The sequence below is a fragment of the Apilactobacillus ozensis DSM 23829 = JCM 17196 genome, assembly GCF_001435995.1.
Classification (GTDB): domain Bacteria; phylum Bacillota; class Bacilli; order Lactobacillales; family Lactobacillaceae; genus Apilactobacillus; species Apilactobacillus ozensis.
Window position 1 is genome coordinate 23,369 of sequence record NZ_AYYQ01000008.1, and the last position, 9,674, is coordinate 33,042.

Genomic DNA, 9,674 nt, shown 5'->3' on the forward strand with positions numbered 1-9,674 from the left:
AGATATGATTATGAACAAACAATTTTATAAATTTACGTGTTTGCCAATTTTAATGTTTATAGTTTTATTGTACGTTACGCCAATGCTAACTAATGTTTTTCATGCTAGCATTTCAACATATTTAGTGGTGTACATGTTAATGCAAGTTTTATTACTAGCTGTTGGGCCAATGTGTTTGTATAAAAATGAATATCTAGATTCATTGAAATTATTTAAAAAGCATATTTTTAAATATGTTATGTTAGCAATTATTCTATGGATTATTATAGCCGTAGCTCAAGTTATTGCAGCTAAAATGACTGGTGTTAGTGCAAGTAACCAGACATTTATAAACAGTGTGACTGATAAGGGAACCTTACTATCATTTGCTTTATCAATTGTTTTAACTTTCGTTGCTCCCATTAATGAAGAGATGATTTTTAGACGAATCTTAATTGGTAACTTTAAAAATCACATCCCAGTTTGGTCCTTAGTAATTATTTCTTCAATTCTATTTGGTTTAATTCATATGCACACAGTTCAAGATTTACAAGTCATTTTTCCATATATAATAATTGGATTCTTATTTGCTGGTGCTTATATTAAAAATCAATACAACATTGTAGTTTCAACTTTTTGTCATATATTTTTAAATTTAGTAGTGGCCGTAATCGGTTTAATTGCTGCTAGTCGATAATAATAATTTGCACGTTGCCCTATTTTTGATAGAATTTATATTAGTAACAAATTTTATTGAAAAGTGGGAGGATTATAATGACTGAAGTTAATGAAATGATTAATAATTTAGTTAAAAAAGCTAACGTTGCTTTAAAAGAAATGTCAGCTTTTGATCAAGAAAAAGTTGATAAAATTGTCGACGCTATGGTTCAAGCTGGTTTAGAGCATAGTGTTGAGTTAGGTAATTTAGCTTATTCAGAAACCGGTCGAGGAGTTGCTCATGATAAAGCTATCAAGAACGTCTTCGCTGCTGGACAAGTAGGCGAAAGCATTAAAAATCATAAGACTGTTGGGATTATTGATGAAAATAAGGAAGATAAGACCATCACAGTCGCCGAGCCTCTAGGAGTACTAGCTGGGATTACACCAGTAACTAACCCCACTTCTACCACTATTTTCAAATCAATCCTTTCTATGAAAACTAGAAATGCAATTGTTTTTAGTTTCCATCCACAAGCGATGAAATCATCTGCTAAGGCAGCTGAAATTGTCAGAGATGCTGCAGTTGCTGCAGGAGCACCTAAAGATTGTATTCAATGGATTACTGAACCTAGTATTGAAGCTACTAACCAATTAATAAATAATCCAGGCATTGCTAGCACTTTAGCTACTGGTGGACCTGCGATGGTTAAAGCAGCATATTCTACCGGAAAACCAGCTTTAGGAGTTGGTCCAGGTAATGGTCCATTGTATATTGAAAAATCTGCTGATGTTGATGCAGCCGTTAAAGACGTTGTAGCTTCCAAAACTTTCGATAACGGAATGATTTGTGCTACTGAAAATAGTTTGATTATTGATAATGATATTTATGAAGAAATAAAACAAAAATTACAAGCTAGCGGAGTATTCTTCGTTAAATCAGCCGACCAAGCTGCATTAGCTGAAGCAATGTTTAATCCAGAAACTGGTGGTGTTAAAGGACCAATCGCCGGAGCTAAGGCTACTAAGATTGCTAAAATGGCTGGAATTGAAGTTCCCGAAGATACCAAAGTTTTAGCCGCTGAATTAGATGGTATTGGCCATGACTACCTATTGTCAGGTGAAAAATTATCACCAGTGGTTTCGGTTTACAAGGCTAATGACCAAGCTGATGCCTTTGATATTGCTACTAGATTACTAGAATATGGTGGTTTAGGTCACACTGCAGCTATTAGAACTGAAGATCGTGATGTAGCAATTAAATTTGGTGAAGAAATGCAAGCTTGTCGTATCCTAGTTAATACACCTTGTGGATTAGGTGGGGTAGGTGCTATCAATGGCTTAGCTCCTTCACTTACTTTAGGGACTGGAACTTGGGGTGCCAACTCAATTGACCATAACGTTAACGATTATGATTTGATTAATCGTAAGGTCATTGCCGGTTGCTTAAAGAATGATTATTTAGATAGTTTAATTGCAAAATATGCAGATTAAAAAAAGAAAAAGCATCGATGATTTAATCATCGATGCTTTTTTATTAGTGAGCTGTGATGTTCCGCACACCATCTTCTCAACAAAGGATTGAGTGCTCTACCTTGAGCTAACAGCTCATAACTTAACAACAGATACCATTTAACCATAATTTGCTAAAAATTTCAAATAAAATTTCAAAAAAATTGATAAAACATATATAATACTAATCAATAAGCAAATTCATAAAGGAGTTTTCTATTTTGTTTTATATATTAGAGTTTATAATTATCTTTGTAATTGTTAGTATAATTACGGTCTTTATCAGAAGACATAAATAGTTGAATATTAAAAATAAAGAAGGCATTATTTTATGTTTGAAAAACTGTGTTACACGTTAATTATTATTGCAATCATTATTGTTTTATCTGTTTGCTTTATTTGTTATTAAGAAAAATATGCGTATTAAAAAGGTGATTGTTTTGAAGAAAAAGTTATTATTTTTAGTTTGGAGTTTTACATTAATCATGACGCTAACTGCTTGCGGTAGTAAGGCTAACGCTAATAGCAAGAGTCATGGTAGTGATGTGAAAAAGACTAGTTCGGTTCAGACGACAACAATTAATTGGAAAAAGCCATCTGAAAATAAACCATATCCCAATATGAACGTAAAAAAACAAAATTGGTTATCGGTTTCCATTAGTCAACAACGTGTATATGTAATGAGTAAACAAAACAAAGTTTTATATACCATGAATTGTTCCACAGGTGCTAACAATGCAACTCCTCGTGGAACATATCATATTCAAGCTGAGCGCGGTAATCATTTCTATAATGCTGCTTCTAAAGAAGGGGCTAATTATTGGACTTCCTGGAAAGATCATGGCATCTATTTATTCCACAGCGTTCCAGTTGATAAACACGGAAAATACGTCGTTTCTCAGGCTGAAGAATTAGGTAAAAAGGCTAATTCACATGGTTGCATTAGATTATCCATTGCTGATGCTAAGTGGGTCAACCAAAAAGTTCCTTTCGGGACTAAAGTTGTTATCAAATAAAAAGCAATGTGCATTTTGCACATTGCTTTTTATTTAGTTTTATTACATATCAGCTAAGGCTCTTAAGCCAACTTGCAACACTTTAATGTGTGAAGAAAGACCATAATCTCGAGGGTCCCAATTGTCACTATCAGCTAATGTATCAGCTGTAAATAGTATTTGTGCAAAGGAAACCCCACGGAATTTAGCACATGCAGTTAAAGCAGCACATTCCATTTCGACAACGTCATAGCCTTCATCGGTGTACTCTTTAACTAATTTTTCAGTTTCACGGAAAAAGGCATCGGTTGTCCAAGTATTAACTTTTTGGATTTCAATATCATTTTTTTGAAGAGCATTAATTAATTTATTTACAAATGCGGCATCTAAGTCAATCGATCTTTCGGCGGGAAGATAGTGATAAGATGTTCCTTCATCCCTAAGGGCTTTAACTGGAATGATGAAACGATTTTCAGGGATTTCTTTTAAAGCACCACATGAGCCTACAGCTAAGATTTCTTTAGAACCATTAGCAATTAAAAACTCAATGAATTGAGTAGCGGCTGGCGCTCCCATAGGACCTTGGCACACTCCAATTTCCTCACCATTTACAGTAATTTGATATACGTAAAAATGATTTAGTGAGCGTTTATATTCACCAATAATTTTAGCTTGATTATCGGCAATGAATTTATTGAATTTTTCAGTCATTGTAAAAGCGAAGAGCAATTTATCAGGAAAACTAAATTTCTTTTTCTTAAAAGGGTTAATTACAGCATTTTTATTATCATCATAGTTTAAAATTGGTAAATTTTTCATATTGGCACTCCTCGCAAAATTTTTTATCCTCCATTATAGCTTTATTCCATCCGTATATCAATTTAAGTGCAATAAAAAAGACATTCCATTTTAGAATGTCTTTTTTAAAGGGTTACTACTATAAATAATATAATTGCAATTATTATAGCAACCGCAGATATTATGATTGCATTTTTATTAAAATCTTTTTTATGTCGAATATAAAACGTAATTAATAAACTAATTACTGAAATTAAACCAATTGCATACATCACGATTAGCTTAATTTGTACTGACCAATCATTAGCTAACATAATAACTTCCTATGATTTTTAGTCAATTAGCATTTGATATGCGTATCTAGCTGTCCATGGGTGGTTATTTTCACGCATGTGGATAATTCCACGTTTCTCAAATCCATTGCTTGTAATAACATGTTGCATGGCCATGTTTTCAGGATGCGTATCAATACGGATATCTTTGTATCCTAGGATGCTAGAAACCGTAACTAATCCACTAACTAGTTTTTGAGATAAGTGTTGGCCACGGAATTTGTTGGAAATCGCAACACGATGAATTGCTGCATAATGATTTTCAGCACCGTTTAACCATTCTCCATCATCAATTTTTAAATAATTAGGATCAATTCCTTGATGAATGGTGGCAGTACCAGCGACTTTACCATCAACTATCAATACATAATTGATTCCATTTTGAACATCTTTTTCTAAGTCTGAATCTGCAGGATAACCATGTTGCCATTGGTCGATTCCTTGTTCATGTAAATAGGCAATCGCTGAATGAATAACTTCCAAAATGTCTGGTAAATCCTTTTCAGTAGACTTTCTTAAGTATGTTGCAGGCATTATAACACTTCCTCATATCGATATTTTTATTAAAACTACAAGAGTATACCTAAATAATCCAATAATTTCAATAACTTATTAATTAAGCTGTGTGCAATAAGCACTCCGAAACGTATTCTACTCTTATATATTTATTTTAGTCAAAGATAATGAATATTTAGTTCAAATTGTTGGATAAATATTCACTTAAAATACCGTTTCTGAGTCCGGCAGTTGAAAACATGATACTTTGCGAATCAATCAAGTTCATAAGCGTGATGATGGGATTTAATCCACCAATGATAATATCAGCACGTTCCTTTGATACTCCAGGAATTGCACGTCGTTGCTTTAAATCACACTGTAGTAAGTTTTCATAAATAGTTTGTGCTTCTGACAAACTCATTCTTAAACTTTGAATATCCACTTCAGCTTGTTTAAGGACTTTCTTGCGAATTATTTTAGCTAAAGTGCGGTTAGAGCCACCTAAAGCCACAATGGGGAGGTGTCGACCCTTGTTTAACCACATAATATTATTAAAGATATTTTGCATTTTAGCGGTTAAACAGAATAATTCATACGCACTAACTTTATCGGCATCTAAAAATGTTTCAGTTAAATTTACTGCTCCGTATGGAATTGAAATCATGTGTTCGGCAATATGGTTGTGAACTAGGATAAGTTCAGTACTAGCACCACCCGTATCCATAATAATACAATTAGCTACAGGCATTTTAGCCATTACTCCCAGATAATCATATCGGGCCTCAGTCTCTCCAGAAATAACTTCTAAGTTGATGCCAGTTTCACTTTTAACTAAGTTGATAAATTCTTTTTGGTTTTTAGCAATGCGAGTTGCAGCGGTCGCTACCGCCTTAACTTCCACATTTTCATATTGTGCATATATATCATGAAATGCTTTCAACGACTCAATAGTTCTGTCGATGGCAGGTTGTTTTAAGATATTTTCTTTCCCCATGTTTTCTGATAGTCTAACGGGGTCTTTTTTCTCGACTACGTTTTCGTAGGCACCATTATCTTGAATTCTAGTTACAGTTAGGCGCGCTGAATTAGAACCTAAGTCAATTACAGCTAAATGTTTCATAAATTATCCTCCTTATTTTTTAAAAGGGTTAATTAAACTGTCTAAGAGGTTATCAGCTAGCCTTTGACGGTTTTGCAATAAGTATGCTTGAGAATCTAAAGCGCTCATTTTACTATTTGGTTCAGCATGTTGCCAAGTACTATCTGGCATCATAACTCTAGTCTTAACATTATCATTCCACATCTGTTTGTAAATCCATAAAATGTGTTGCTTTATTTTATCATTTAAAATTGGAAATAATAGTTCAACTCGGCGACTAAGGTTACGATTCATTAAGTCAGCACTTGATAAGAACACATGATTATTTCCGTTATCGTAAAAACAATATATTCGACTATGTTCGAGAAATTGTCCAACAATTGAATGTACAGAAATGTTTTCAGATATTTTAGGAATGCCAACTTTAAGGTTACAAATTCCACGGACTATTAGATTGATTTTCACACCAGCAGCACTAGCTTCGTAAAGCTTACGAATCATACGGGGGTCAGAAAGTGAGTTCATTTTCATTTGAACAAAACCTTTGTGACCATTTTTAACGTTGTTAATTTCGTTATCTAGCATCTCCATTAACTTATTTCGAATGCCATTGGGTGAAATGGTTAGTTTATGAAACTTAGGTGGCTGTGAAAATCCAGATAACATATTAAAGATGTTAGTGGCGTCCATGCCCATTTCTTGATGTTTAGTAAATATACACATGTCAGTGTAGTGTTTAGCGGTCGATTCATTGTAGTTACCAGTTGCCATATGCATATAACGACTAATTTTATTGCCTTCCTTGCGAATAACTAGGGCGAGTTTACAATGAGTTTTTAAACCAACTAAACCATAGATTACGTGGCAACCAGCTTTTTCTAATTCATGGGCCCAATGAACATTGTTTTCTTCGTCAAAACGTGCTTTTAGTTCGACTAATACGGTGACTTGTTTACCGTTAGCAGCAGCTTTCTTTAAATATTTTATAATAGGTGATTTTGATGAAACTCGATATAGAGTGATTTTAATGGCTAGTGAGTTCTCATCTTCCGCAGCTTGTTGAATGAACTTTGTGACGATATCAAATGAATCATAGGGATGATTGAAAAAGAGGTCACTTCGAGAAATTAAATTAAAAATATTACCGTTTCTAACGATTTTAGGCAAATATGGTTCAAATTTAGGGTACAAAAGATCTGCATGACCACTAACTTGGCTAATTAAACCATTAACGAACGTTAAATCAACGGGACCATGGATAGCATAGCAGTCATCTTCATGTAAATTTATTTTTTTAGTTATATATTTTTTTAATGTTGATGACATATCTGCTTCGAATTCAATGCGCATGGCTTTTCCATGTTGTCTTTTTTTAAGTTCTTGTTCAATTTCTTTCATTAAGTCTGAAGTATCTGACTCAGCGACATCCATATCCATATCTCGAGTAATGGTGAAACATGCCATTTCACGAATAGTAGATCCAACGAATAACTTTCTAATGTTGCTTTTTATAATGTCTTCTTGCATGACAAAGCTATTTTCCGCAAAGGGGAGTTTAATGACACGCGGGAATACGTCGGGGACTTGAACAAAAGCGATGGCCTTTTTCTTTTCGGTACCCGGTTTATAAATTCTTAAAGCGATGTTTAAAGTATCGTTGGCTATAAATGGAAATGGTCGCGATACATCAACTGCCATGGGAGTTAAGACTGGGTATAACTTTTGATCAAAAAAACTATCTACATAACTTTTTTGTTGAGGACTTAAATCATTAATTTTCAATATTTTAATTTTATGTCGATTTAAGGCTGGCATAATTTGATTTTTAAAAATGTCATATTGCTTTTTGACTAGTTTATGAGTTTTTGATGAAATCTTTTGTAGCTGTTCTTTAGCAGTTAAGCCAGCGGCATCAGAACCTTTATAACCTACTGAAATCATTTTGTGCAATGATGCTACACGAATATTTACGAACTCATCCAAATTATTTTGTGATATTCCAACGAATCGAAGCCGCTCTAATAAAGGGTTTCTCTTATCAGAGGCTTCATCTAAAACCCGATCATCAAAGTCTATCCAACTCAATTCTCTACTATTGAATAAACTACTATCTTTAAATGCCAATATGAACCACCCTTTCAGAATCATTACATTTATATAATTAATTATAAACCACTAGTTTATAACTATAAATTAAAAAAGAGGAGAGAGCTCCTCTTTTAATCTACTGATATTTGCATAGCCATTCCCATACCGCCACCGATACAAATTGAAGCGATACCAGAATGCTTATTGGTTCTTTTTAGGTTATTGATTAGGGTAGTAATGATACGGGCACCTGAATCGCCTAAGGGATGACCAAGTGCAATGGCCCCGCCAGCGATGTTTAGTTTGTCGGGTGTGATGTTTAAATTTTTAGACACTGCTAAGACTTGTGATGCAAAGGCCTCATTTAGTTCAAATAAATCGATATCTTCAACGGTTAAATTATTTCGATTTAATATTTTTTGAATAGCATAATATGGTGCATATCCCATTATGTCTGGGTCAATACCGACTTCAGTATAATCTTCAATCGTCGCCAATGGTTTGAGATGTAAACTTTCAGCTTTAGCGGCGCTCATTAAGACTAAGGCGGATGCTCCATCATTAATGCTTGATGAGTTACCAGCAGTTACAGTTCCTTCTTCCATAAATACAGTTTTTAAGCTGCTAAGTTTTTCTAAACTAGTTTTTCTATATATACTTTCATCTTCACGCATTATGAAATGATTTTTTGATTCATTTACTTCTATTGGAACGATTTCGTTTTGGAACCATCCATTATCTTGAGCAGCAATCGCTCTTTGGTTAGATAAGAAAGCCCATTCGTCTTGTTCTTTACGACTAATATTAAATTTTTTAGCTACATTTTCAGCTGTAATTCCCATATGTTTACCACTGAAAGCATCAGTTAACGCATCATTTAGCATAGAATCAACAAGTGATATATTTCCTAACTTATGTTCAGTGCGAATGTTTTTATTTAAAAATGGTGCATTAGACATACTTTCGGTTCCACCAGCAATAATTATATCTGCGGTGCCCATTTGAATTTCCATCTGAGCATTACGAATGGCTTTCATTCCGGATCCACATACTTGATTAATGGTATTAGCAGTACTAGAAAAATTTGCTCCAGTGTTTAATTCAATTTGCCTAGCTACGTTTTGACCGTTTCCTGCTTGTAGCACGTTGCCAAAAATAACTTGATCAATATTTTCTTCAGCTAGATTTAATTCTTGTATTGCAGATTTAGAAACGGCTGTTCCTAAATCGACAGCGCTTAAAGATTTTAAAGCTCCATTTAATTTTCCAATGGGAGTTCTTTTAGCAGATACGATTACTATTTTTTTATTCATTTTAATCTTCCTTAAATATAATTTCTTTCTAAATTATATATTCTGTATGATTTGATTTCTAATTATAAATTTTATTTAAAAAAACTTTAAAAAAATTGTTGACTTAAGATTGTTTAATTGATATGATATAAAACGTTGTCATTTGAGACAAACAACATATACCAATTTAATAATTTTAAAAAAATAAAATTGGTTGTTGACATTCAAATAAAAAAATGTCATAATAGTTTTTGTTGTCAGATAGGCAATTAAGAAAAATAAATTTGTTCTTGCAAAACTTGAAAAGTTCTGTTAGAATAAAGAAGTTGGTTATATACCAATTTAGATTAGATCTTTGAAAACTGAATAAGATTTTGATAATCGATGATGTGTAAGGAACTTACGGAAGTAAGTAATTAAACAT

8 protein-coding genes and 1 pseudogene are annotated in these 9,674 nt (G+C 33.3%); 3 read left to right on the plus strand and 6 right to left on the minus strand.

Features of this window, described 5'->3' with window-relative positions:
• Positions 1–10: 10 nt before the first annotated feature.
• From FD06_RS02315 to FD06_RS02325, 3 genes and pseudogenes are all read left to right on the plus strand, one after another.
• Complete coding sequence (locus FD06_RS02315) at positions 11–676, plus strand: CPBP family intramembrane glutamic endopeptidase (protein WP_054658598.1); 666 nt, start codon at positions 11–13, stop codon at positions 674–676.
• Between the two features lie 77 nt (positions 677–753).
• Positions 754–2,076 (plus strand): annotated as a pseudogene (locus FD06_RS02320) (aldehyde dehydrogenase family protein); the annotation flags it as partial.
• Between the two features lie 488 nt (positions 2,077–2,564).
• On the plus strand, positions 2,565–3,164 hold the full coding sequence (locus tag FD06_RS02325) for a L,D-transpeptidase (protein WP_082605260.1): 600 nt from the start codon (positions 2,565–2,567) through the stop codon (positions 3,162–3,164).
• A 42-nt stretch (positions 3,165–3,206) separates the two neighbouring features.
• Here the strand turns inward: FD06_RS02325 and FD06_RS02330 are convergent, their stop codons facing one another.
• From FD06_RS02330 to FD06_RS02355, 6 genes are all read right to left on the minus strand, one after another.
• Entirely contained in the window at positions 3,207–3,962 is a 756-nt protein-coding gene (locus tag FD06_RS02330; RefSeq protein WP_054658604.1) for a nucleoside phosphorylase, read from the minus strand.
• Between the two features lie 104 nt (positions 3,963–4,066).
• Positions 4,067–4,255 carry a hypothetical protein gene (locus FD06_RS02335; protein ID WP_054658606.1) on the minus strand — a complete coding sequence of 63 codons (189 nt, stop codon included), beginning with the start codon at positions 4,253–4,255 and terminating at the stop codon, positions 4,067–4,069.
• An 18-nt stretch (positions 4,256–4,273) separates the two neighbouring features.
• Positions 4,274–4,807, minus strand: coding sequence for a GNAT family N-acetyltransferase (locus tag FD06_RS02340; RefSeq protein WP_054658608.1), 534 nt, complete (start codon positions 4,805–4,807; stop codon positions 4,274–4,276).
• 157 nt (positions 4,808–4,964) lie between these two features.
• Positions 4,965–5,891 (minus strand): Ppx/GppA family phosphatase, encoded by a 927-nt coding sequence (locus FD06_RS02345; protein ID WP_054658610.1) that lies wholly within the window; start codon positions 5,889–5,891, stop codon positions 4,965–4,967.
• 12 nt (positions 5,892–5,903) lie between these two features.
• Positions 5,904–7,994 (minus strand): RNA degradosome polyphosphate kinase, encoded by a 2,091-nt coding sequence (locus tag FD06_RS02350; protein WP_237757223.1) that lies wholly within the window; start codon positions 7,992–7,994, stop codon positions 5,904–5,906.
• A gap of 95 nt (positions 7,995–8,089) precedes the next feature.
• Complete coding sequence (locus FD06_RS02355; RefSeq protein WP_056965841.1) at positions 8,090–9,271, minus strand: thiolase family protein; 1,182 nt, start codon at positions 9,269–9,271, stop codon at positions 8,090–8,092.
• Between the last annotated feature and the right edge of the window lie 403 nt (positions 9,272–9,674).

Excerpts from the sequence above, each read along its gene's own strand:
- FD06_RS02315 (WP_054658598.1), top strand. The coding sequence starts at position 11 with ATGAACAAACAATTTTATAAATTTACGTGTTTGCCAATTTTAATGTTT.
- FD06_RS02325 (WP_082605260.1), top strand. The coding sequence starts at position 2,565 with ATGCGTATTAAAAAGGTGATTGTTTTGAAGAAAAAGTTATTATTTTTA.
- FD06_RS02330 (WP_054658604.1), bottom strand. The coding sequence starts at position 3,962 with ATGAAAAATTTACCAATTTTAAACTATGATGATAATAAAAATGCTGTA.
- FD06_RS02335 (WP_054658606.1), bottom strand. The coding sequence starts at position 4,255 with ATGTTAGCTAATGATTGGTCAGTACAAATTAAGCTAATCGTGATGTAT.
- FD06_RS02340 (WP_054658608.1), bottom strand. The coding sequence starts at position 4,807 with ATGCCTGCAACATACTTAAGAAAGTCTACTGAAAAGGATTTACCAGAC.
- FD06_RS02345 (WP_054658610.1), bottom strand. The coding sequence starts at position 5,891 with ATGAAACATTTAGCTGTAATTGACTTAGGTTCTAATTCAGCGCGCCTA.
- FD06_RS02355 (WP_056965841.1), bottom strand. The coding sequence starts at position 9,271 with ATGAATAAAAAAATAGTAATCGTATCTGCTAAAAGAACTCCCATTGGA.